Source organism: Streptomyces sp. P9-A4 (genome assembly GCF_036634195.1).
In the GTDB taxonomy this organism is placed as follows: Bacteria; Actinomycetota; Actinomycetes; order Streptomycetales; family Streptomycetaceae; genus Streptomyces.
The window spans coordinates 4,598,100-4,621,965 of sequence record NZ_JAZIFY010000001.1; the positions used below are offsets into that span (position 1 = coordinate 4,598,100).

The following is a 23,866-nucleotide window of genomic DNA, read 5'->3' on the forward strand; positions in this document are numbered from 1 at the left end:
CGACTCCGACAGGCCGTCGACCGGGGTCAGACGTCGACTGCGACTGACGTCGGCCGGCGCCCGGTCCGGGACCGGGGCGGGAGCGTCATGCGACCCGGGTCGCTCCGGCGAAGGGCATCTCGTCGATGGGCGCGATGCGGACCGGAGCGCCCGGACGGGGGGCGTGGATCATCTGGCCGCCGCCGATGTAGAGGCCGACGTGGCTGATGCCGGAGTAGAAGAAGATCAGGTCGCCGGGGGCGAGCTGGGACCGGGAGACGCGTTGGCCGGCGTTGATCTGGGTGTACGTGGTGCGCGGCAGGGAGACACCCGCGGCGCGCCAGGCCGCCTGGGTGAGGCCCGAGCAGTCGTATGCCGAGGGGCCGGTCGCTCCCCAGACGTACGGCTTGCCGAGCTGGGCGCGGGCGAAGGAGACGGCCTGGGCGGCCCGGCCGTCGGGGGCGGTCACGGGGCCTCGGTCGCCGCCGGAGGAGCGGTCGGCCCGCGTGAGGCCGGAGCCGGCGGTGGTGGCCGTACCGCCGGAGGTGCCGTTCCCCGCGGAGGTGGCGGTGCTGTCGCGGCCCGCGGTGGCGGCCTCGTAGCGGGCGCGTTCCTCCGCGGTCAGCCGGGCGAGCAGGGTGCGGGCCTCGGCCAGTTTGCCGAGGACGGCCGCCTTCTGGCGGCGGAGCTCCGCTTCGTTGCGGCGGAGTGCGGTGAGGTGCCCCGCGGACTCGCCGCGGAGCTGCCGGATCGCGCCGAGTTCGCGCCGTACGGCGGTGACGGCGGCGGCCTGCCTGGCACCGGCCTTCTCGGCGAGGGCGGCGCGCTCCAGGTACTCGTCGGGGTCCGAGGTGAGGGCCAGCTGCACGGCGGGGTCGAGGCCTCCGGTGCGGTACTGGGCGGCGGCCATGGCGCCGAGCCCGTCGCGTGCCGTGTTGAGGCGCTGGGTCCTGCGGGCGGCCTCGTCGCGCAGCCGGTCGAAGGCGGTGCGCGCCTCGTCGGCCTTCTCCTTCGCACCGTTGTACCGCTCGGTGGCGGCCTCGGCCTCCTCGTAGAGCCGGTCGACCTTCGCCTTGACCTGGGCGGTGGTGGGCCGGGGGTCCGCGTGTCCGGAGCCCTCGAAGAGGGTCGTGGTCGCCGCGGAGGCGAGGGCGAGGGTGGCGGCGGTGCGGACGGCCGGGCGGCCGAACGGGGACTGCCTGGGTTTTCGGTGCGCTGCCACGAGGGCGGTCACATCCTCGGTTCGAGGGGGGAGGGCCCGCCGGGGCCGACGGCGGGCCGTCACAGGGGAGACGGCCCGCCGCCGGGTTTTTCGGCGGGGGTGACCGACAACCGCCGGATCGCCGGCGGTGGTGGGGAGCCGGCCACCTGGTGCAGGACGCTAAACCTGAGGTCACGCCGGGACGGTGGGTTGATCGCTATTGGCGCCAGTTGATATGCCGAGGACCGAACTCTTTCGCCCGGAGTGAGGGTCCGGGGACATTCCGTATGACCGCACGACCGAGAAGCGGGAGTGGGTGGACCCGGCCGGAGGGTGGTGCTAGGGCCCCGTTAGGCTCCGACCCATGGACGTACTCATCAATGTCTTCGTCGCCCTGCACATCATCGGAATCGCCTCCCTCCTCGGCGGCTTCCTCACCCAGATGAAGGCGATGGGCGCCGGTACGGCCCGCTTCAGCCCCCCGATGCTGCACGGCGCGCTGACCATGCTGGTCACGGGTGTCGCCCTCGTCGGCCTCAACCAGGCGGACGACCAGACGGTGAACAACCTCAAGGTCGGGATCAAGCTGCTGATCCTCGTGGTCGTCCTCGGCCTCGTCTACGTCAAGCGGGACGAGGAGAAGGTCGACAAGGGCCTCTTCGCCGCCGTCGGCGGTCTGACCATGGCGAACATCTTCATCGCGACCCTCTGGGTGTGAGCGCTTCCACAGCGCGGGTCCCGAAGGCGGGCCCGGATGTCGGTGGGGCGTCCTAGACTCGTGAGGCGATGAGCAGCCTCTTTGACGACAGCTTCCTGGCCGGCCTCCAGAACCACTCCTCGGAGGAGCCCCCGCCCCATTCCGAGGACGACGAGCACGGCTCCCCGGCCGTGGAGGACGTCCCGCACGACCTCTTCGGGGAGCACTTCGACGTGCCCCCGCCCGCCCGGGACGCGTACTACCGCGACGGTGCCCACCGGCCCGTCGTGGACCCCGCCGCGCTCCTGGACGGGCTGAACGAACAGCAGCGCGCCGCCGTCGTCCACACCGACACCCCGCTGCTCATCGTGGCCGGCGCCGGCTCCGGGAAGACCCGGGTGCTCACCCACCGCATCGCCCACCTCCTGGGCACGCGTCATGTGCACCCCGGCCAGATACTCGCGATCACCTTCACCAACAAGGCCGCCGGCGAGATGAAGGAGCGCGTCGAGCACCTCGTCGGGCCGCGGGCCAACGCGATGTGGGTGATGACCTTCCACAGCGCGTGCGTCCGCATCCTGCGCCGCGAGTCGAAGAGGCTCGGCTTCACCTCCTCCTTCTCGATCTACGACGCCGCCGACTCCAAGCGGCTGATGTCCCTGGTCTGCCGTGATCTGGACCTCGACCCGAAGAAGTTCCCGCCGAAGTCGTTCAGCGCCAAGATCTCGAACCTCAAGAACGAGCTGATCGACGAGGAGACCTTCGCCGACCAGGCCGTCGACGGTTTCGAGAAGACGCTCGCCGAGGCGTACCGGATGTACCAGGCGCGGCTGCGCGAGGCCAACGCCCTGGACTTCGACGACATCATCATGACGACGGTCCATCTGCTCCAGGCGTTCCCCGACGTCGCCGAGCACTACCGCCGGCGCTTCCGGCACGTGCTCGTCGACGAGTACCAGGACACCAACCACGCCCAGTACACCCTGGTGCGGGAGCTCGTCGGCACCGGTTACGAGGATCTCGGCCCGGCCGAGCTGTGCGTCGTCGGTGACGCCGACCAGTCGATCTACGCCTTCCGCGGCGCGACCATCCGCAACATCCTCCAGTTCGAGGAGGACTACCCGGACGCGACGACGATCCTCCTGGAGCAGAACTACCGCTCCACGCAGACGATCCTCTCCGCCGCCAACGCCGTCATCGAGCGCAACGAGTCCCGCCGCCCCAAGAACCTCTGGACCAACGCGGGCGCGGGCGCGCAGATCACCGGCTACGTCGCGGACACCGAGCACGACGAGGCGCAGTTCGTCGCCGACGAGATCGACCGGCTCACGGACGCGGGCGAGGCCAAGGCCGGGGACGTCGCCGTCTTCTACCGGACCAACGCCCAGTCGCGTGTCTTCGAGGAGATCTTCATCCGCGTCGGACTGCCGTACAAGGTCGTCGGCGGTGTGCGCTTCTACGAGCGCAAGGAGGTCAGGGACGTCCTCGCGTACCTGCGCGTCCTCGCCAACCCCGAGGACAACGTGCCGCTGCGCCGCATCCTCAACGTCCCCAAGCGGGGCATCGGCGAGCGCGCCGAGGCCATGATCGACGCACTGTCGCTGCGCGAGAAGATCACCTTCCCGCAGGCCCTCAAGCGGGTCGACGAGGCGTACGGCATGGCCGCGCGCTCGGCGAACGCCGTGAAGCGGTTCAACGCGCTCATGGACGAGCTGCGCACCGTCGTCGAGTCCGGCGCCGGCCCCGCCGTCGTCCTGGAGGCCGTCCTGGAGCGGACGGGCTATCTGGCCGAGCTCCAGGCCTCGACGGACCCGCAGGACGAGACCCGGATCGAGAACCTCCAGGAACTCGCGGCCGTGGCGCTGGAGTTCGAGCAGGAGCGTGGCGAGGAGCCCGCGACGCTCGCCGAGTTCCTGGAGAAGGTCGCGCTCGTCGCGGACTCCGACCAGATCCCGGACGAGGACGAGGAGGGCCGGGGCGTCATCACGCTGATGACGCTGCACACCGCCAAGGGCCTCGAATTCCCGGTGGTGTTCCTGACGGGAATGGAGGACGGCGTGTTCCCGCACATGCGCGCCCTCGGCCAGGCGAAGGAGCTGGAGGAGGAGCGGCGCCTCGCGTACGTGGGCATCACGCGCGCGCGTGAGCGGCTCTACCTCACGCGCTCGTCGATGCGCAGCGCCTGGGGCCAGCCCTCGTACAACCCGGCCTCGCGGTTCCTGGAGGAGATCCCGCCCGCGTACCTGGAGTGGAAGCGGACCGGTCCGATGGCGAAGCCCGCCGGGCCGACCTCGGGGATCACCTCCTCGCTCTCCTCCGCGCGCTCGCGCTCGGGCCCCTCGGGGTTCGCCACCCGGCGTGCCGGGGAGAAGCCGGTGATCTCGCTCCAGGTCGGCGACCGGGTCACCCACGACCAGTTCGGCCTCGGCACGGTCATGGCGGTGACCGGCGTGGGCGCGGACGCCCAGGCGACGATCGACTTCGGCGACGAGAAGCCGAAGCGGCTGCTGCTGCGGTACGCGCCGGTCGAGAAGCTGTAGCGGCGGGGGAGGCCTCCCTGTCCGAGCGGCGGGGGGAAGCCTCCCCGCCCACGCGGGCGGGGGAGGTCTCCCCGGACCGTGACGAACGACAGGAGCGGGCCCCGGCTTTCGGCCGGGGCCCGCTCCTGTGCGTACGGGCGAGGTGGGGTCAGCGGGTCGGGTCGAGGCCGTGGCTGCGCAGCCACGGCAGCGGGTCGATCGCGGAGCCGCCGCCCGGCCGGACCTCGAAGTGGAGGTGCGGGCCGGTGGAGTTGCCGGAGTCGCCGGAGTACGCGATGACGTCGCCGGCCTTCACATGGCCGGAGCGGATCTTGGCGCTGCTGAGGTGGCAGTACCAGGTCTCGGTGCCGTCCGGGGCGGTCACGATCACCATGTTGCCGTAGGCGCTGTTCAGCTGGGTGCGGACGGTGCCGTCCGTCGCGGCCATCACGGGCGTGCCGGTGAAGACGGGGAAGTCGATGCCGGTGTGCACGGACATCCAGTTGACGCCCGCCTGGCCGAAGCGCGCGCTGAGCCGGTGGAGCTCAACCGGCAGCACGTACTTGGGACGCAGCGCCTCCTTGCGGGCCGCCTCCTCCTCGCGCTTCTTCTTGTCGGCCGCCTGGCGCTGCCGGAGGTCGATGCGCTCCTGGGTGCGGCTGGCGCGGTCGCCGAAGTCGCGGGCGTCGGCGCTGAGGGCGGCGAGCTGGGTGTCGAGCGCGTTGTTGGCGGCGACCTGCTTGACCGAGGCCGGGTCGGCGGCGGCGAGCGCGGTGGTGTCCTTCTGGCCGCTGTCGGTGCCGGGGCCGGTGATGCCGCCGACGGACGCGGCGGCGATGCCGGCGACCCCCATGACGCAGGCGGAGGGAACGGCGACGGTCAGCAGCGCGGAACGCTTGGCGGGGGTACGGCGACGGCCGCGGCTGCCGCCGGAGGGGCGGCGCACGGGGCGCCCGCCGAGGGGGGCGTCGGTACGGACCTCGGCGGCGGGCCGGTCGTCCGGGTCCGCGGCGGCCTCGGTGTCGGTGTCGGCCTCGAAGTCGGCTTCGGCGGTGGCGTGGTCGGCGTCGAAGCCGGACTCCTCGTCGAGGTCCGGGTGGACCTCGGCCGCGGCCGTCTCCGCCTCGGGCTCGTAGGCGAAGGCGAACTCCGCGGTGTGCTCGGGCTGCGGGCTGTACTGCTGCGGGACGACCGGCTCGGCCTCCGGGGCCGCCTGGTTCCACGCGGTCGCGTCGTAGGCGCCGGTGTCGGCGGCGAAGGCGGGGGCGGCCCACTGGCCGGTGGCGTCGTAGGCCTCGTAGCCGTATGTGCCCTGGGCCGCGTAGGCGCCGGAGTGGACGGTCTCGTACTGACCGGTGTGCTGGGCCTCGGTCCAGGCGGACGCGTCCCACTGGCCGGTGGTGTCGTACGAGGCGGCGGAGTCGTACTGCGGGGCGGCGGCGTACTGGCCGGTCATCGTCCCGTAGGTGCCCGTGGTGTTGTACGAGCCGGTCGTGTCGTACGAGCCCGTGGTGTCGTAGGCGCCGGTGGTGTTCCACTGGCCCGTGGTGTCCCACTGGCCGGTCGTGTCGTGCTGCCCGTACTGCGCGGTGGCGTACTGGGCGGGGTCGTACCGCGTGGTGTCGTACTGACCCGTGGTGGTGTCGTACTGCCCCGTCGTGCCGTACGTGCCGGTGGCGTCGTACTGGCCGAGGTCCCACTGGCCGCTGTGGTCGGCGGTGCCGTCGGGACAGGAGCCGTGGAGCGGGTCGACTCCGTAACCGCTGGTGGTGTGGGCGCCGTCTCCGGCGTACCCGGCGTGGGGGTGCTGGTCGTTCACCAACGTCTCTCTCGCCTCGGCAGCAGGACCAGTCCGGGGCGGGCCCGACGAGGGGTGTCCCGGGGGTAAGCAGTGGCGCGACTGTACCCGGCGGTATGCGCAGCCGACAATCTTCGGAAGGGTTCGCAGCCGTAGGAAACGGGCAATCGGCCGTGTTTCGCCAGCTCACGGAGCGAGCTTTGGCCTTGTGTTCGAGGAACGTTCGAAGAACGGTCTCCGCGTGTCAGGCGACGGCGCCGGCGCCCGGCTCCGCTTCCCGCGTCCCCACGGCCTCCGTCCCGCCGTCCGCGTCGAGGGCCTCCCGGACCCCGGCGGCCACCGTCGGATGCGCGGGCAGCGCGAGATGGCCGATCCCGCTGACCCGGACGTTGTGCGCGAGCAGATCGGGATGGTCGAGACGGGCCGTCTCCACCGGCACCATCACCTGGTCGAGATCGCTCCAGAAACTCACGAAACGGGTCCGGCAGCCCGGCGCCGGACCCGCCAGCTCCCGCAGCACCTCGGAACCCGGCCGCATCTGCCGCACCAGCGGATGCGCGTCGGCGAGCGGGGCCACCGTGGTGCCGGAATGCGGGGTTCCCAGCATGACCAGGGTGCGCACCCGGGCGTCACCGCCCAGACGCTGTACGTAATAACGGGCGATGAGCCCGCCCAGACTGTGTCCGACGATGTCGACCTCGGCGTGTCCCGTACGGGCGCGGATCTCCTCCACCCGGCGGCCGAGCAGCTCCGCGGCGGCCCGCAGGTCGCAGGTGAGCGGCGAGTAGTTGAGCGACTCGACATGGTCGCGGCCGTTACGGAGGAGGGAACGGCGTAGGAGGACGAAGACCGAACGGTTGTCGACGAATCCGTGCAGCAGGATCACCGGGCGCCGGCCCGGGGTGATCGAAGCCGGGGGAACGGTGGGGGAGAGGCGCTCGGCCACGATCCCGGAGGGGTAGAGGACGAGATGTCCGGTGAGGATCGCGAGCTCGAGGGCGGCGGCCTTCATCAGGGTGGTGACCTTGGTGAACTCCATGGCCGGCCTCCCGAACGGTACGCGGGGCCGAACGGTACGCCGGTACGCCGTGCCCCCGCGCCGCACGGACGGCGGCACGGAGGCACGGCGACCTCGTCGCGGCTCCCTTCGCGCCTCGCCCCGCTTGCGGCTGGTGGGCCCAGGAGGAGGGCCCGAAAGCGGGGTGATGCGCAGAGCGAACATGTCCCACGTGTGATTTCCCCCTCGGTCGCCACCGCGAAACGGCCGGTTGCGGGATGCTGGCGATAACGTTCGTTCACCTCCCCGGCAATCAGGCGCGGGGGTCGCATGTGGAGGCAGTGATGGGTGTGACCGGTCCGATCCGCGTGGTGGTGGCCAAGCCGGGTCTCGACGGCCACGATCGCGGGGCCAAGGTGATCGCGCGGGCACTCCGCGACGCCGGTATGGAGGTCATCTACACCGGCCTCCACCAGACGCCGGAGCAGATCGTCGACACCGCGATCCAGGAGGACGCCGACGCGATCGGCCTCTCGATCCTCTCGGGCGCGCACAACACGCTGTTCGCCAAGGTCCTGGAGCTCCTCAAGGACCGTGACGCGGAGGACATCAAGGTCTTCGGCGGCGGCATCATCCCGGAGGCGGACATCGCGCCGCTCAAGGAGAAGGGCGTGGCGGAGATCTTCACGCCCGGCGCCACGACCGCGTCCATCGTCGACTGGGTGAACGCGAACGTCCGCGTGGCCGCGTAACCCTTCGGGGAGCCGGCGCGCCGCTTCGGTAACCGTTTTCGGGGCCCTCCCCCCTCGGGGGAGGGCCTTCCGCGTGTCCGGCCCGGGTCTACGGGGTGCCCGGAGCGCCCGGGTCCGGTGCCGGTCCCGCGAGCTCGGCTCCCATCGCCGCGCGCAGCCGGAGCGTCGAGACCAGCCGCTGGAACGCCTCGGACCAGTAGCCGCCCGCGCCCGGGGAGACGTCCTCCGCCTCGTCCGGCCGGGCCGTCAGGGACTCCAGCTGCCGGGCCGCCTCCGGGGCGAGGCAGCGCTCGGCGAGACCCATCACCCCGCTGAAGCTCCACGGGTAACTGCCCGCGTCCCGCGCGATGTCGAGCGCGTCGACCACCGCGCCGCCGAGCGGCTCCGCCCACGGCACCTCACACACGCCGAGCAGCTGGAACGCCTCCGACAGACCGTGCGCGGCGACGAACGAGGCGACCCAGCACGCCCGTTCCTCCGGGGGCAGCGTCGACAGGAGCTGGGCCCGCTCCGCGAGCGACGACGTGCCGGGGCCCGTCGCGGGCGGGGCCGACGGCGCACCGAGCAGCGCGCGCGACCAGGCCGCGTCCCGCTGCCGTACGGCCGCCCTGCACCAGGCCGCGTGCAGTTCGGCCTGCCAGTCGTCACCGACCGGCAGCGCCACGATCTCCTCCGGGCCGCGCCCCCCGAACCGGGGCGGCCAGCAGGACAGCGGGGCCGCCTCGACGAGCTGGCCCAGCCACCAGGAGCGCTCGCCGCGCCCCGCCGGGGGCGTCGCCACCAGGCCGTCCCGCTCCATGGCCGTATCGCATTCGTGCGGGGCCTCGACGGTGACCGTCGGCGTCTCGGCGGTCCGGTCGAGACCGACGCACGAGACGGCACGGCCGGCCATCCGGCCGGCGAGGGCCGAGGCCGGCAGGGCCGACAGCAGCTCGGCCGCGGTGGCCCGGACGTTGCGGCTGCGGTCGCCCAGGGCCGCTTCGAGGAATTCCTCGTCCGCGTCGGAGAGTCCGCCCCGCAGCGAGTCCAGGAACATCAGCCGGTCCTCCGCCCGCTCGGCGGGCCAGGTGGACGCGAGCAGGGCGAGCCCGGCGGCCGGGTCCTCGGCGCGTACGGCGGCGAGCAGGGCGACCCGCTCGGCGAACAGGCCCTCGTCCCACAGGGTGCGTACGCCCTCCGGGTCGCGGGGGTCCGGGAGCGCGCCGCCCGCACCCGCACCCCGCAGCGCGAACCGCCACTCGGGGTTGAGCCGGGCCAGCCACAGACCGCGGGGCCCGGCCAGCCGGAGGGCCTGGGGGCGCAGATCGGTGCGGGCGCGGGCCGCGTCGAGGAGAGCGGGCAGGGAGGCGGCCGGTGCCTTGTATCCGTGCCGGTTGGCGAGTGTCAGCCACTGGGGGAGCAGCTCGGCGAGGTCGGGAGCGGCCCCGCGCCGTCCGGCCGGGGAGGCCGCGGCCCGGCCGGCGAGCAACTGGTCGAGCCGCCGCCTCGCCGCCTCGGGCAGCGTCCCGCGCGGGTCCTCGGGCGACGGCTGCGGCGGCGGCGCGGCGGACCCGGGGCGCAGGCCCGCCCTGCGCCGTACGGTGTGCAGCGCGGCGGCGTCGAGCAGGGCCCCCGGCAGCTCGCCGCCGGACACTCCGGCGAGCCCGGCCACTCCGGCGGGAGTGCGCCGGTCCGTGCCGAGCAGCGCGGAGGTGACGAGCTCCTCCCAGAGGGCGTCCTCGGCTGGGGGGCCGGGCTGGGTGGGGCGGCCGTTGTCCGAGCCACGGGCGTCGTCCGCGCCCTGGTCGTCGTCCGGCCCACGGCTGCCGTTCGCGCCCTGGTCGTCGTCCGTGCCACGGCTGCCGTTCGCGCCCTGGTCGTCGTCCGGCCCACGGCTGTCGTTCGCGTCGCGGCTGCCGTCCGCGCCGCGGTCGGCGTCCGCGCCCGCCTCGGCGGTGGCGGTGAGAAGCGTGCCGTCGGGGGTCGTCGTGTCCGTCTCCATCGGGGTCGTCTCCATCGAGGTCCTCCGGTCGGTCGGCGGGCGGTGGTCGTCGCTCAGGGGAGTCGAGGGGGTCGAGTGGGTCGCCCGAGGCGGACGGGTCGCCTGAGGCGGACGGATTGCCTGAGGCGGGCGGATTGCCTGGGTCGAGTGGGTTGTCAGAGGCGGGCGGATTGCCTGGGTCGAGCAGGTCGTCTGAGGCGAGCGGGTCGCGGGAGCCCCGGGAGCCGTACGAGGGGTCATACGAGAGGGACCGTCTCGTCCGGGGTCTCCGGGGCCCAGGCGGCCAGCGGTGCGAAGCCGCGGTGCCCGCACTCGCCGAAGACCGTCAGCGGCCCGCCCCCCGACAGGGCGACGAGGCGCCAGAGGCCCGACCGGGACTGGGCGGTGGGCGTCAGGGGCAGGGCCTCCCGGCCGTCCGCGTCGGCGAGCTGCCAGCCGTACTCCGCGCGCGTGGGGACCACCCCGCTCAGCGTCACGGGCCAGGAGTCCAGCCACGGGTCCTCCCGCAGCGCCCGGCCGTACGCGTCGAGCGCCGCGCCCACGGGTCCGCCCGGCGGTGGCACGGCGGACGAGGCGACCGGCACGAAGTGCTCGCCCGGCTCGGCCCGCAGCTGGCCGGAGCCCGCGTACGGGGTCAGCTCGCCGTCGAGCACCGCGCCCACCGGGAGCGCGAGCCGGGGCGGGCGGCCGGCGGCTCCGTAGGACAGCAGGAGTACGGTGCGCCCGCTCGTCGTGCCGTGCAGCCAGATGCGCCGGGTGGTCAGCCGGGCGTCGCCCGCGTCGTACTGCGCGAGGACGTGCCACCGGTCGCGCACCGCGGCGCCCTCGGCCGGGGCGGCCAGCCCGACCCGGGTCCGCACCGTCGTCGCGAACGGCGCGGGCAGCCGGTCGGCGCCCAGCCAGGCGCGGTCGAGGAGATGGGTCAGCGCGCACTCCTCGAGGAGCCGCACCGGCCAGCCAGGGCCCGAGCCCGGTATCGCCCCCAACTCCCGCACCCGGCCCGCGAGGCCCGGCGCCTGGGCGTCCACCATGCGGGCCGCCGTCTCGTCCCACTGTCCGTACCCCGAGCGCTCCGCCGCCGCCAGGCCCCCGCGCAGCAGATCGGCGAGCCGCCGCTCCAACTCCTGTGCTCCCGAGGTGATCCGGGCGGCCCTGCGCTCGGACCTGCGGCGCGCCGCCTCCGGGTCCGCGGGGGCTCCGGCATCGCCCTCGGCCCGGCGGGCCGCCGCGCTCGCGGCGCGCCCGCGACGGCCTTCGAGCCATGTCGCGGCCCAGTCGGGCGCGGTGGCCTCCTCGGCCGCCGTCGTGTCCGAGGCCTGGAGGAGCAGCAGGCCGAGCGCGTGCTTGCAGGGGAACTTCCGGCTCGGGCAACCGCAGTGGTAGGCGGGCCCGGTGGTGTCGACGACCGTCCGGTACGGCGTGCGTCCGCTGCCCTTGCACAGGCCCCAGACGGCGCCCTCCGCGCGCCCCGTACCGGACCACGGTCCGGCCGTGCCCAGCTTGCTTCCCGCTCTGCGCGACGCCTCGTCAGGAGCCAGTGCAAGCACCTGCTCGGCCGTCCAGCGCACCCCCATGGCATTCATGTCCCCGACGGTAGGGGGCGGCACTGACAACGCCCCTGGCCTGGGAGTTGGCCGGTGGGGGAGGGCTCGGGGAAGATTTGACTTTGCCATCTCTTTAAGGTTGCCTGCGCGGACCGACCATTCACACCACGCGTCCAGGGGGACCCCCATGAAGCGCACCGTCCGCACCGCCGTCTCGGCCCTCGCCGTCACCGGTCTCGCCCTCGGCCTCGGCGCCTGCTCGGAGGCCGCGGAGAAGGCCGCCGACCAGGTCGACAAGTCCGTGAACGAGTCCTACGAGGTCACCTACGAGGTCACCGGCAAGGCCGTCGAGTCCATCGACTACCACGCCGGTGACGGCACCGCGATGGCGCCGAAGGTCGAGTCGGAGAAGAAGCCCGCGACGCCGTGGAAGAAGACGGTGAAGCTGAAGGGCATCATGCCGCCGGCCGTCATGCCGATCTCGCTCGACCCCGCCGACCTCACCTGCAAGATCGTCTACCAGGGCAAGGTCATCAAGGAGGCCAAGGCCGAGCAGGCGATGGCCGGCGGCTGCGTCGCCGTCTCCCCCATCGTGGGCTGACGCCCCCTCACCCCTCCAACCGGCCCTGACCAGCGGTGACATCCGATTGTCAGTGGCATGGTGCACGGTGGATCACACAGCAGGTCGAACGATCTGGAGGGGGATCCATGCCCGTGCCCGAAACCATCGCGAAGCCCGGTTCCGGTGTCGAGACGGACACCGGAACGGGGCGGCCGCAGGCCACCGCAGAGGCCCTGTGGCCGCACGCCGAGCACGCCTTCGCCGACGAACTCACCGCGCTCGCCGCGGCCGACGACCGGCCGCGCCCCGCCCGCTGGCGCCTCTCGCCGTGGGCCGTCGCCACCTATCTCCTCGGCGGCACCCTCCCCGACGGGACGGTGATCACGCCCAAGTACGTGGGGCCGCGCCGCATCGTGGAGGTCGCCGTCACCACGCTCGCCACCGACCGGGCGCTGCTGCTGCTCGGCGTGCCCGGCACCGCCAAGACCTGGGTCTCCGAGCACCTCGCCGCCGCCGTCAGCGGCGACTCCACCCTCCTCGTCCAGGGCACCGCGGGCACTCCCGAGGAGGCCATCCGGTACGGCTGGAACTACGCCCAGCTCCTCGCCCACGGCCCCAGCCGCGACGCGCTCGTGCCCAGCCCCGTCATGCGCGCCATGTCCCAGGGCATGACGGCCCGGGTCGAAGAACTCACCCGGATCCCCGCCGACGTGCAGGACACGCTCATCACGATCCTGTCCGAGAAGACCCTGCCCGTCCCCGAACTGGGCCAGGAGGTCCAGGCCGTCCCCGGCTTCAACCTGATCGCCACGGCCAACGACCGCGACCGCGGTGTCAACGAACTCTCCAGCGCGCTGCGCCGCCGCTTCAACACGGTCGTCCTGCCGCTGCCCGCGACCCCCGAGGCCGAGGTCGACATCGTCGCCCGCCGCGTCGAGCAGCTCGGGCGCTCCCTGGAGCTGCCGGCCGTCCCGGAGGGGGTGGAGGAGATCCGCCGGGTCGTCACCGTCTTCCGCGAGCTGCGGGACGGGGTCACCACGGACGGGCGGACCCGGGTCAAGTCGCCCTCGGGGACGCTGTCCACCGCCGAGGCGATCTCCGTCGTGACCGGCGGACTCGCCCTCGCCGCCCACTTCGGCGACGGGGTCCTGCGCCCCGCGGACATCGCGGCGGGCATCCTCGGCGCGGTCGTCCGCGACCCGGCGGCCGACCGGGTCGTCTGGCAGGAGTACCTGGAGACGGTGGTCAGGGAGAGAGACGGCTGGAAGGACTTCTACCGCGCCTGCCGCGAGGTGAGCGCATGACGGCCGCTGCCGCGGTCACCGGGGCGGACCGGGGGCGCGGGTCCGGGGGTGTCGAAGGCGGGCGGACGCCGGAGTCCGTCCCGGCCGCCGGGGGCGAGCGCGGTTCCGGTCCGGGTCCGGAGGCCAGGACGTCCGTCCCGGCCGCCGGCGCCGGGCGGGCTCGCGGGTCCGGGGGTGCCGGTGGGCCGCTCGTGCTCGGGGTGCGGCATCACGGGCCCGGGTCGGCGCGTGGGGTGCGGGCCGCGCTGGACGCGGAGAAGCCCGCCGTGGTGCTCGTCGAGGGGCCCGCCGAGGCCGACGCCCTCGTGGCGCTCGCCGGGGACCCCGCCATGCGCCCGCCGGTCGCGCTGCTCGCCCACGCCGTGGACGACCCCGGCCGGGCCGCGTTCTGGCCGATGGCCGAGTTCTCGCCCGAGTGGGTCGCGATCCGCTGGGCCCTCGACCGGGGCGCAGCCGTCCGCTTCATCGACCTGCCCGCCGCCCACACCCTTGCCGCCGCCGACCCCACCTGGGACGACGGGGAGGAAGAGGTCTCCGGGAGCGGCCTGCGGATCGACCCGGTCGCCGAACTCGCCGGAACCGCCGGGTACGAGGACGCCGAGCGCTGGTGGGAGGACGTCGTCGAACTGCGCGGCGACGCCGACCCCACCGCCCCGTTCGAGGCGCTCGCCGAGGCCATGGGCGCGCTCCGCGAGGCGTACGGGCACGGCGGCCACCCCCGCGACCTGGTCCGCGAGGCGTACATGCGGCTCCAGCTCCGTACCGCCCGCAAGGAGTTCGGCGAGGCCGTCGCCGTCGTCTGCGGCGCCTGGCACGTCCCCGCCCTCACCCGGCGGACCACCGTCGCCGCCGACCGGGCCCTCCTCAAGGGCCTGCCCAAGGTGAAGACCGAGATGACCTGGGTTCCCTGGACCCACCGCAGGCTCGCCCGCCGCTCGGGGTACGGCGCGGGCATCGAAGCGCCCGGCTGGTACGCCCACCTCTTCGCCGCCCCCGACCGGCCCGTCGAGCGCTGGATGACCAAGGTCGCCGGACTCCTCAGGGCCGAGGACCACCTCGTCTCCTCCGCCCATGTCATCGAGGCCGTCAGGCTCGCCGACACCCTGGCCGCGCTGCGCGGCCGGCCGCTGCCCGGACTCGACGAGACGACCGACGCCGTCCGCGCGGTCCTCTGCGAGGGCTCCGACATCCCGCTCGACCTCGTCCGGGACCGGCTCGTCGTCGGCGACGTCCTCGGCGAGGTCCCGGACGGCGCCCCCGCCGTCCCCCTCCAGCGCGACCTGGCCCGCCGTCAGCGCACCCTGCGCCTCAAGCCCGAGGCGCACGAGCGTGAGCTCGACCTCGACCTCCGCAAGGAGACGGACGGCGAGCGCAGCCGTCTGCTGCACCGGCTGCGGCTCCTCGGCGTCGACTGGGGCACACCGGCCGCCGGCCGCTCCGGCACCGGCACGTTCCGGGAGGGCTGGCGGCTGCGGTGGGAGCCCGAGCTGCACGTCCAGGTCGCCGAGGCCGGTGTCTGGGGCACCACCGTCGGGGCGGCCGCCACCGCCAGGGCCCGCTCCCGGGCCCTGGCGGCGACCGGCCTCGCCGACATCACCGCCCTCGCCGAGCAGTGCCTGCTCGCCGGGCTCGCCGACGCGCTGCCCGTCGTGATGCGGGCGCTCGCCGACCGGGCCGCGCTCGACACCGACGTCGCCCACCTCGCCCAGGCCCTCCCGGCCCTCGCCCGCTCCCTGCGCTACGGCGACGTGCGGGGCACCGACACGGCGGCCCTGGCCGAGGTCGCCGCCGGACTCGCCGAGCGGATCTGCGTCGGCCTGCCGCCCGCCTGCGCGGGACTCGACGCCGACGCGGCCGGTGCCATGCGCGAGCGGATCGACGAGGTGCACCGGTCCCTCGGCCTGCTGCCCGGCGCGGACCGGCTGACCGAGCGCTGGGCGGGCGTCCTGAGGCGCCTCGCGGACCGCGACCGGATACCGGGCGTCCTGCGGGGGCGGGCCGCCCGGCTCCTCCTGGACGAGGGGCGGCTCGCCGAGGACGAGGCGGCCCTGCTGATGAGCCGGGCCCTGTCGCCCGGCACCCCGCCGCCCGACGCCGCCGCCTGGATCGACGGCTTCGTCGGCGGCGCGTCCGGCGGGGGACTGCTCCTCGTCCACGACGAGCGGCTCCTCGGTCTGGTCGACGGCTGGCTCACGGGCGTTCCCGTCGAGGCGTTCACCGATGTCCTGCCGCTGCTCCGTCGGACCTTCTCCGGGTACGAGCCGGGGGTACGCCGCACCCTCGGCGAGCTGGTCGCCCGCGGGCCGGGCACCGGCGGCGCCGGGCACGCCACGCCGGGCACACCGGGCTTCGCCCCGACGCTCGACCGGGAGCGGGCCGACGCCGTCCTGCCGCTCCTCCACCTCGTCCTCGGCCCGGACCCCGTACTCGACCCGGACCCCGTACCCGGCTCGCACCTCGTTTCCGGCAAGGAGGCCCCCGTATGACCACGGACCCGACCGCCACCACCGGCCCCGCCGCCACCGGCACGGCGACCGCCACCCCCGCCGTCACCCCTCCGGCGGTCGGTGACGAGCGGCTGCGGCGCTGGCGGCTCGTCCTCGGAGGCGGGGAGGCCGACGGCACCGGCCGCGCCCTCGCCGGCACCGACGCCGCCATGGACGGGGCCCTCACCGCGCTCTACGGCCGCCAGGGCCAGGGCGGGGACCGCACCGGGCGGGACCGTTCGGCGGGGCTCGGTGCCTCGGCGCCCTCCGTCGCCCGCTGGCTCGGCGACATCCGTACGTACTTCCCCAGCTCCGTCGTCCAGGTCATGCAGCGCGACGCGATCGACCGCCTCGGCCTCGCCGCGCTCCTCCTGGAGCCGGAGATGCTGGAGGCCGTCGAGGCGGACGTGCACCTCGTCGGCACCCTGCTCTCCCTCCACAAGGCCATGCCCGAGACGACCAGGGAGACCGCGCGGACGGTCGTGCGCAAGGTCGTCGACGAGCTGGAGAAGCGCCTCGCCACCCGCACCCGCGCGACCCTGACCGGCGCCCTCGACCGCTCCGCCCGGATCAGCAGGCCCCGCCACCGGGACATCGACTGGGACCGTACGATCCGCGCCAACCTCAAGAACTACCTGCCCGAGCACCGCACGATCGTCCCCGAGCGGCTGATCGGCCACGGGCGCGCCTCCCAGGCGGTCCGCAAGGAGGTCGTGCTCTGCATCGACCAGTCGGGCTCGATGGCCGCCTCCGTCGTGTACGCCTCCGTCTTCGGCGCGGTGCTCGCGTCGATGCGGTCGATCGCCACCCGGCTGGTCGTCTTCGACACGGCCGTCGTCGATCTGACCGACCGGCTCGACGACCCGGTCGACGTCCTCTTCGGCACCCAGCTGGGCGGCGGTACGGACATCAACCGGGCGCTCGCCCACTGCCAGTCGAAGATCACCCGGCCCGCCGACACGGTCGTCGTCCTCATCAGCGACCTGTACGAGGGGGGAATCCGCGACGAGATGCTGAAGCGGGTGGCGGCGATGAAGGCGTCCGGGGTCCAGTTCGTGGCGCTGCTCGCGCTCTCCGACGAGGGCGCCCCGGCCTACGACCGCGACCACGCGGCGGCGCTGGCCGCGCTCGGGGCGCCGGCCTTCGCCTGCACCCCCGACCTGTTCCCGGAGGTGATGGCGGCGGCGCTGGAGAAGCGCCCGCTGCCGATACCCGCGGCCTGACGGTCCCGCCGCCGATACCGGCCGCCGATCCCTCTCACCGATACCCGTCGCCGGACGCCTCCCGCGCCGCCGCCCCCGCACCCCGTCCCGCCGCTCCCGACCCGCGTCCCCAGGTGCGGAATCCGTAGCTCCAGGAACACCCGCACGGGTGCGCGCAGGGTGACTGAGTCCCATATCACACCCGTTTCGGAACGACCCTCACCTTCCGTTCCGGCGCGTCGTGAGGGGGCGGGATCCCAAGTCCCACCTGTCGTCCACGGCCCCCGCCCCCACACGCCGCCCCCTACGGACGGCCCCCTCGCCCCTACGATCTGTGACCCGTATCACCGCTCCGTTGTGACCTGCGATTTAGGGACCTACGTCCCACGGCGATAACCTGCGAGACGGACATGCCGCGTCCACGGACACCGTGTACGCCTCCCTTGTGACAGTGCAGTCACGTTGCCCTTCGCGGCACGCCCACGCAGACAACGAACCGCGATCATCAGAAAAGGGACGGACGCGCGTGGACCTGTTCGAGTACCAGGCGAGGGACCTCTTCGCCAAGCACGGTGTACCGGTGCTGGCCGGTGAAGTCATCGACACGCCTGAGGCGGCGCGCGAGGCCACCGAGCGTCTTGGCGGCAAGTCGGTCGTCAAGGCGCAGGTGAAGGTCGGCGGCCGCGGCAAGGCCGGCGGCGTGAAGCTGGCCGCCACCCCGGACGAGGCCGTCGCCCGCGCGACGGACATCCTCGGGATGGACATCAAGGGCCACACGGTCCACAAGGTGATGATCGCCGAGCTGTCCCCGGAGATCGAGGCGGAGTACTACGTCTCGTACCTCCTCGACCGCACCAACCGCACCTTCCTCGCCATGGCGTCGGTGCAGGGCGGCATGGACATCGAGGAGGTCGCGGAGAAGACCCCCGAGGCCCTCGCGAAGGTCCCGGTCAACGCCGTCGACGGCGTGAGCATCGAGAAGGCCCGCGAGATCGTGGCCCTGGCGAAGTTCCCGGCCGAGGTGGCCGAGGGCGTCGCCGAGGCGATGGTGACCCTGTGGGACACCTTCGTCGCCGAGGACGCGCTCCTCGTCGAGGTCAACCCGCTGGTGAAGACCAAGGACGGTCGCATCCTGGCCCTGGACGGCAAGGTCTCGCTCGACGAGAACGCCGACTTCCGCCAGCCCGGGCACGAGGCGCTCGAGGACAAGGCCGCAGCCAACCCGCTCGAGGCTGCCGCCAAGGCCAAGAACCTCAACTACGTCAAGCTCGACGGCCAGGTCGGCATCATCGGCAACGGCGCCGGTCTGGTCATGTCGACCCTGGACGTCGTCGCGTACGCCGGTGAGAACCACGGCGGCGTGAAGCCGGCCAACTTCCTCGACATCGGTGGCGGCGCCTCCGCCGAGGTCATGGCGAACGGCCTGGAGATCATCCTGGGCGACCCGGACGTCAAGTCCGTGTTCGTCAACGTCTTCGGTGGCATCACCGCCTGTGACGAGGTCGCCAACGGCATCGTCCAGGCCCTGGAGCTCCTCGCCTCCAAGGGCGAAGAGGTCACCAAGCCGCTGGTCGTGCGCCTCGACGGCAACAACGCGGAGCTGGGTCGCAAGATCCTGTCGGACGCGAACCACCCGCTCGTGCAGCGCGTGGACACCATGGACGGCGCGGCCGACAAGGCCGCCGAGCTCGCGGCTGCGAAGTAAGGGACGAGGTCAGAACACCATGGCTATCTTCCTGACCAAGGACAGCAAGGTCATCGTCCAGGGCATGACCGGTGCCACGGGCATGAAGCACACCAAGCTCATGCTGGGTGACGGCACCAACATCGTCGGTGGCGTGAACCCGCGCAAGGCCGGCACGTCCGTCGACTTCGACGGCACCGAGGTCCCGGTCTTCGGCTCCGTCGCCGAGGCGATGGAGAAGACGGGCGCCGACGTGTCCGTCCTCTTCGTCCCGCCGGCCTTCGCCAAGGCCGCCGTGGTCGAGGCGATCGACGCCGAGATCCCCCTCGCGGTCGTCATCACCGAGGGCATCGCCGTCCACGACTCCGCCGCCTTCTGGGCGTACGCGCAGTCGAAGGGCAACAAGACCCGCATCATCGGCCCGAACTGCCCCGGTCTCATCACCCCGGGCCAGTCCAACGCCGGCATCATCCCGGGCGACATCACGAAGCCGGGCCGCATCGGCCTGGTCTCGAAGTCCGGCACGCTGACGTACCAGATGATGTACGAGCTCCGTGACCTCGGCTTCTCGTCCGCCGTCGGCATCGGTGGCGACCCGGTCATCGGCACCACGCACATCGACGCCCTCGCGGCGTTCGAGGCGGACCCCGACACCGACCTGATCGTCATGATCGGTGAGATCGGCGGCGACGCCGAGGAGCGTGCGGCCGACTTCATCAAGGCCAACGTCACCAAGCCGGTCGTCGGCTACGTCGCGGGGTTCACCGCGCCCGAGGGCAAGACCATGGGCCACGCCGGCGCCATCGTCTCCGGCTCCTCCGGCACCGCCCAGGCGAAGAAGGAGGCCCTGGAGGCCGCCGGCGTCAAGGTCGGCAAGACGCCGACCGAGACGGCCAAGCTGGCGCGCGCCATCCTCGCGGGCTGAACGGGCTGATTCGCACAGCGGCCTGACAGGCAGTACACGAGCGGGCCCCGCCCCTCCCGGAAGACCGGGTGGGGGCGGGGCCCGCTCGCGTGCGCGCCCGCTTTCCGGCGGGGCCCGCCCGTATGCGCGCCCGCTACTCGGCGTGCGGGAGCAGCCGTTCCGGGCCCGGGTTCGGCCCGGTGCGCAGCTTCTCGCGGAGCTCCACGTCCTCCGGGCGGAGCTTCTGCGGGCCGCCGCGCACGGGCACGCCGTTGACGGTCTCGCCAGGGGCGTTGACGGGGATGTACCGGGTCGGCGCGGTCGCCGCCGTGAAGCCGGTGACCCCGATGAGGACCGCCGTCACCCCCAGCACCGCCCGCGTCCACGTCCGGGCCCGCCGGTCGCTGCCCATCCTGACCGTGCGGGCGGCCGGGAGGGTCGCCGTCGGCGCCTCCGCGACCAGCGCGCCGAGCCGCCGGTGCAGCACCTCCGGCTCGGCCAGCTCGGGGACCCGCTGCCCGAGGACGGTACGGGCGTGCAGCAGCCGGTTGGCGGCGGCGGGGGTGCTGGCCTCGGTCTCGGCCGCCGTCTCCGGCAGGTCGAGGCCAAGACCGTCGTACAGCAGGACGGTACGGCGGTAGGGCGGCGGCAGTTCGAGCAGCGCCGTGAGCAGCGCCCGCCGGTTCGCCTCCGTCGGAGGGGCGTCGGGGTGCTTGTGGGCGCGGCGCAGCCGGTGCCAGGGGGAGAGGGCGTACTCGTACGCCGTCGCCCGCACCCAGCCCACCGGATCCGGGTCGACGGCGACCTCGGGCCAGTGCTGCCAGGCGTGGTGGAAGGCGTACTCGACGGCCTCGCGGGAGAGCCGTCTGCGCCCGGTCAGCAGATGGGTCTGGTGGACGAGGCCGGGAGCCGCGTGCGCGTAGAGCGCGTCGAAGGCCTGCTCGGGCGTGAGCGAGGGCGGCTCGGGCGTGAGCGGGGACGGCGGCTCGGCGGGCACCGGTGCCGCCGCGTCCGCGGGTGCCTGTTTCAGCCGCTCCTGCGGCTGCGGGGCACCCTTGCGGGCGGGGCCGGAGGCGATGGCGGGCGAGGGCGAGGGGGCCTTCGGCGGCCGGCCGGCCCGCTTGGCGGCGGCCTTGGGCCGCACACCGGCGGACTCGGCGGCCTGAACCCGCGCGGGGGGCTTCAGGGGGGACTGGGCCTGGGCCTGGGCGTGGGACGGGGCCTGGGCGTGGGACGGGGCCTGTGACCGTGCCTGGGCGTGGGCCTCGGCCTGCGCCCGGGCCTGGGGCTGCGACCGGTCCTCGGCCTGCGACCGGTCCTCGGCCTGCGGCCGTCCGGGGACCTGCGCCTGTGTCTCGGGCTGTGGTCTCGACGGTGAGTCGGCCGGGGGCCGTGTGGGGGCGGCTGCGGGCGGCGGCGCGGGACGGCGGTCGTCCGACCCGCCGGGCCCGGACGGGCCGAGCAGCCTCGCGTACGCCTCGCGCTTACGGCCCCGGGGCGTCGAGCGCCCCGTCTCCCACGCCCTGACCGTGGCCTTCGTGACGCCCATGGCCTCGGCGACCTGCTCCTCGCTCAGGGCGAGGGCCTCACGCAACCTGCGCCGCTCCTTCGGGGTCGGCAGGGTGACGGATGCGGAATCCGCGGTGCTCCGGCTCATCGGCGTCGACCTCCCGCAGAGCTGCTCTGGGCGGAAAAGTACATAAACGTATCTTGAGCGACACGACGGAGGTTTGCCTGTTACGCGGCAAAAGCGCGTGTCGTTGGCAGCATGACCCCGTGACCCATGTGACCGAACACCCCCTGGTCCGGGGCGGTCGTTCCACCGCCCTCGCCACCGCCTGTGTCCGGGGCGGGGTCGCCGCCGGGCTCGGTCTCGGCGCTCTCGCGGTGCTCGTGATCGCGGCCTGGATCAGCTCCCCGTACCCCGACGGCGGTGCGGGCGGCGCCCTGCACCTGGCCGCCGGGCTCTGGCTGCTCGCCCACGGCGTCGACCTCGTCCGTACGGACACCCTGAGCGGCCTGCCCGCGCCCCTCGGCATCGTGCCGCTGCTCCTGGTCGTCCTGCCCGTCTGGCTCGTCCACCGGGCCGCCCGCGACACCCTCGACGGCGGCGACGACGACCGGCCGCGCCCCTCCGCCGGGGGTGCCGTCGCCTCGGTCGCCGGGGGATACCTCCTGGTCGCGGCCGTGGTCGTGGTCTACAGCGAGAGCGGCCCCCTGCCCGCCGATCTCGTCAGCGCCGGGCTATGGCTGCCCGCCGTCGTCACGGCCGCGGCGGGCGCCGGGGTCTGGACCGCGCTCGGCCGCCCGCTGCCCGGACAGCGCCAGGCCGCCGTCGCCCTGCGCGCGACGGGACTCGGCCTGGTGACCCTGCTGGGGGGCGGCGCGGTCGCCGCGGCGGTCTCGCTCGCCTGGCACGCGAGCGAGGCGCAGGCGGCGTACGCGGGACTCACGGGGGAGTGGTCGGGGCGGATGGCGGTGCTGCTGCTCGTCCTGGCGCTGCTCCCGAACATGGCCGTCTGGGGTGCCTCGTACGGGCTCGGGCCGGGTTTCGCCCTCGGTACCGGCGCGTTCGCCACCCCGCTGGGCCTCGTCGGGGACCCGGCCGTGCCGCCGTTCCCGCTGCTCGCCGCGCTGCCCGCCGAGGGGCGCGGGGAGTGGCCGCACTGGACGGCCGCGGCCGTTCCGCTGGCCGCCGCCGTGCTCCAGGGCCGGTGCGTGGGCCGCTCGGCGCGGACCTGGGCGGCCCGTGACACCGCCCTCACGGCCCTGGGCGCGGCCTGGGGCTGCGGGGCGGCCGTCGCCGTCCTCGCGGGCGCGGCGGGCGGTCCGCTGGGCAGCGGTCGCCTCTCGGCGTTCGGGCCGGTGTGGTGGCAGACAGGGGCGGCGGCGGTGCTGTGGGGTGCGTGCGTGGGGGTCCCGGTGGCCCTGGGCGTACGGGCCTGGGCCCGCCGCGTACCCCGCTCGATGCGCCGACCGGTTCCGGCACCGGCACCGGCACCGGAACAGGTACGGGTGCCGACGGCGGGCGCCCAGCCGGTGGGGGCTGCGGCCGAGGCATCGGCGACGGCAGGGGCTGCGGCGGACACCGGTTCAGGGCCGGGGTCAGGTGCCGGCGACACCTCGGAAGCACCAGCCGGGACCGCGCCCGGTGCCGATCGCGCCGCCGGGGCCGTATCCGAGCCCGGCCTCGCACACCCGTCCCCGAGTCCGTCCCCGGCAGCGCAGTCGGCGCGGGCCGTGCCGCCGGCCGAGACCTCCGGTGCCGACCTCGGGCTCGGCGACGACGATCCGTACGGTGACTCCGCCTTCGAGCCGTACGACTACCTCCCGGCGGCCTGGGAGCCCGCGCCGCCGCCCCCGGACCGGCCCGGCGGCGGCGGATCCGCCGGTCCTACTCCCTGACGCCGAAGCCCGCGCGCAGCGGCTTCGGCAGGAGGTCGTTGCAGGCCAGCTGGCCCGCGTGGGTGAGGGCGTCGTTGCGGCACTCGTAGAAGTCGCTGTACACGAGCTTCATCGTGAAGCCGACGGCGACGATCATCAGGGCCACGCTCGCCGCGACCAGGCCGCTGATCGCGGCGGTCCGCATCGCGCGGATCGGAGTCGCCCCCGAGGGGCCCTGCGGCGCCGCTCCGGCCGCCGTTTCCGCCCCGGGGGAGGCCGGTGTCGGCTCCGCCGGCGGTTTCGGCTTGGTGCGCAGCGAGCTGATCGCCCAGTAGAGGCCGAGCGCGCCGAGCAGTAGCGCCAGCTCCGGGATCTCGAAGATCGCGAAGAAGAAGGCCCACATGCCCGCCAGGATCGCGTACCGCGCCCGCCGCTGCGCCGGGTCCGTGGGGTCCCAGCGGAGCCCCTGGCGGCCGGGGCCGCCCTGGCCGGGCCCGCCGTCGGGGCCTCCCTGACCGCCTCCCTGACCGCCTCCCTGGCGCTCGGGTCCGCGGCCGAAGCCGTCGTCCGAGGGTCCCGGCTGGCGGGGGCTCCAGCGGCCGTCGGCCGGCCCCGACGAGCCGGAGTTCCCGGACGTCTCGTCGTCCGAGCCCTCCGGTCGCCGCGGCTGCCACGGCTGATCCGGCCTGCCCTCGGGCGGCGGCGCGAACGGGTTGTTGTCGTCCGTGGACTGGCGTTCCGGCATCTGCTGAACGTCTTCCCTCTGTCGTCGTGACCACGTCCGCACCCGTGGTCTGCGCTGTTGTCTCGTCTGCTGCTGTCTGCCGCAGCCCGCTGTTCGTCGGGGGTCGGACCCTGACGCTACCGCCCTG

At 74.1% G+C, this 23,866-nt stretch carries 17 protein-coding genes; 10 read left to right on the plus strand and 7 right to left on the minus strand.

Going from position 1 to position 23,866, the window contains the following annotated elements:
- Positions 1-85: 85 nt before the first annotated feature.
- Positions 86-1,201 carry a C40 family peptidase gene (locus V4Y03_RS20855; RefSeq protein WP_332435878.1) on the minus strand — a complete coding sequence of 372 codons (1,116 nt, stop codon included), beginning with the start codon at positions 1,199-1,201 and terminating at the stop codon, positions 86-88.
- Positions 1,202-1,544: 343 nt separating this feature from the next.
- Between V4Y03_RS20855 and V4Y03_RS20860 the strand changes: the two genes are divergently transcribed.
- Positions 1,545-1,898 (plus strand): hypothetical protein, encoded by a 354-nt coding sequence (locus V4Y03_RS20860; protein ID WP_317876825.1) that lies wholly within the window; start codon positions 1,545-1,547, stop codon positions 1,896-1,898.
- 68 nt (positions 1,899-1,966) lie between these two features.
- A complete protein-coding gene (pcrA, locus tag V4Y03_RS20865) occupies positions 1,967-4,417 on the plus strand; it encodes a DNA helicase PcrA (RefSeq protein ID WP_332435879.1) in 2,451 nt (816 codons plus the stop codon).
- Between the two features lie 148 nt (positions 4,418-4,565).
- Here the strand turns inward: pcrA and V4Y03_RS20870 are convergent, their stop codons facing one another.
- Both V4Y03_RS20870 and V4Y03_RS20875 read right to left on the minus strand, forming a co-directional pair.
- On the minus strand, positions 4,566-6,215 hold the full coding sequence (locus tag V4Y03_RS20870; protein ID WP_332435880.1) for a M23 family metallopeptidase: 1,650 nt from the start codon (positions 6,213-6,215) through the stop codon (positions 4,566-4,568).
- Between the two features lie 223 nt (positions 6,216-6,438).
- Positions 6,439-7,233 (minus strand): esterase/lipase family protein, encoded by a 795-nt coding sequence (locus V4Y03_RS20875; protein ID WP_332435881.1) that lies wholly within the window; start codon positions 7,231-7,233, stop codon positions 6,439-6,441.
- Between the two features lie 302 nt (positions 7,234-7,535).
- Between V4Y03_RS20875 and V4Y03_RS20880 the strand changes: the two genes are divergently transcribed.
- The gene (locus V4Y03_RS20880) at positions 7,536-7,943 is read left to right on the plus strand and encodes a cobalamin B12-binding domain-containing protein (protein ID WP_056552186.1); all 408 of its coding nucleotides are present in this window, start codon (positions 7,536-7,538) and stop codon (positions 7,941-7,943) included.
- Positions 7,944-8,031: 88 nt separating this feature from the next.
- On the opposite strand, the gene V4Y03_RS20885 is transcribed toward V4Y03_RS20880, so the two are convergent.
- Positions 8,032-9,939: a DUF5691 domain-containing protein gene (locus V4Y03_RS20885; RefSeq protein WP_332435882.1), complete on the minus strand. Its 1,908-nt coding sequence runs from the start codon at positions 9,937-9,939 to the stop codon at positions 8,032-8,034.
- A 221-nt stretch (positions 9,940-10,160) separates the two neighbouring features.
- Entirely contained in the window at positions 10,161-11,507 is a 1,347-nt protein-coding gene (locus tag V4Y03_RS20890) for an SWIM zinc finger family protein (protein ID WP_332435883.1), read from the minus strand.
- A 148-nt stretch (positions 11,508-11,655) separates the two neighbouring features.
- Between V4Y03_RS20890 and V4Y03_RS20895 the strand changes: the two genes are divergently transcribed.
- From V4Y03_RS20895 to sucD, 6 genes are all read left to right on the plus strand, one after another.
- Positions 11,656-12,069 (plus strand): MmpS family transport accessory protein, encoded by a 414-nt coding sequence (locus V4Y03_RS20895; protein ID WP_317878919.1) that lies wholly within the window; start codon positions 11,656-11,658, stop codon positions 12,067-12,069.
- Between the two features lie 107 nt (positions 12,070-12,176).
- A complete protein-coding gene (locus tag V4Y03_RS20900; RefSeq protein WP_332435884.1) occupies positions 12,177-13,334 on the plus strand; it encodes an ATP-binding protein in 1,158 nt (385 codons plus the stop codon).
- A complete protein-coding gene (locus V4Y03_RS20905; protein WP_332435885.1) occupies positions 13,331-15,820 on the plus strand; it encodes a DUF5682 family protein in 2,490 nt (829 codons plus the stop codon). Before V4Y03_RS20900 ends, V4Y03_RS20905 begins: the two co-directional genes overlap by 4 nt.
- On the plus strand, positions 15,817-17,043 hold the full coding sequence (locus V4Y03_RS20910; RefSeq protein ID WP_332435886.1) for a VWA domain-containing protein: 1,227 nt from the start codon (positions 15,817-15,819) through the stop codon (positions 17,041-17,043). Before V4Y03_RS20905 ends, V4Y03_RS20910 begins: the two co-directional genes overlap by 4 nt.
- 505 nt (positions 17,044-17,548) lie before the next feature.
- Positions 17,549-18,727 carry an ADP-forming succinate--CoA ligase subunit beta gene (gene sucC / locus V4Y03_RS20915; protein ID WP_317878360.1) on the plus strand — a complete coding sequence of 393 codons (1,179 nt, stop codon included), beginning with the start codon at positions 17,549-17,551 and terminating at the stop codon, positions 18,725-18,727.
- A 19-nt stretch (positions 18,728-18,746) separates the two neighbouring features.
- Positions 18,747-19,631, plus strand: a complete 885-nt coding sequence (gene sucD, locus V4Y03_RS20920; protein WP_317878361.1) for a succinate--CoA ligase subunit alpha — start codon at positions 18,747-18,749, stop codon at positions 19,629-19,631.
- Positions 19,632-19,764: 133 nt separating this feature from the next.
- Here sucD and V4Y03_RS20925 read toward each other — a convergent pair whose 3' ends face one another.
- Positions 19,765-21,267, minus strand: coding sequence for a sigma factor-like helix-turn-helix DNA-binding protein (locus V4Y03_RS20925; RefSeq protein WP_332435887.1), 1,503 nt, complete (start codon positions 21,265-21,267; stop codon positions 19,765-19,767).
- Positions 21,268-21,386: 119 nt separating this feature from the next.
- On the opposite strand from V4Y03_RS20925, the gene V4Y03_RS20930 reads away from it, so the two are divergent.
- Complete coding sequence (locus V4Y03_RS20930; protein ID WP_332435888.1) at positions 21,387-23,015, plus strand: cell division protein PerM; 1,629 nt, start codon at positions 21,387-21,389, stop codon at positions 23,013-23,015.
- Here the strand turns inward: V4Y03_RS20930 and V4Y03_RS20935 are convergent.
- Positions 23,005-23,739 (minus strand): hypothetical protein, encoded by a 735-nt coding sequence (locus V4Y03_RS20935; protein WP_332435889.1) that lies wholly within the window; start codon positions 23,737-23,739, stop codon positions 23,005-23,007. The genes V4Y03_RS20930 and V4Y03_RS20935 overlap by 11 nt on opposite strands.
- Positions 23,740-23,866 lie beyond the last annotated feature (127 nt).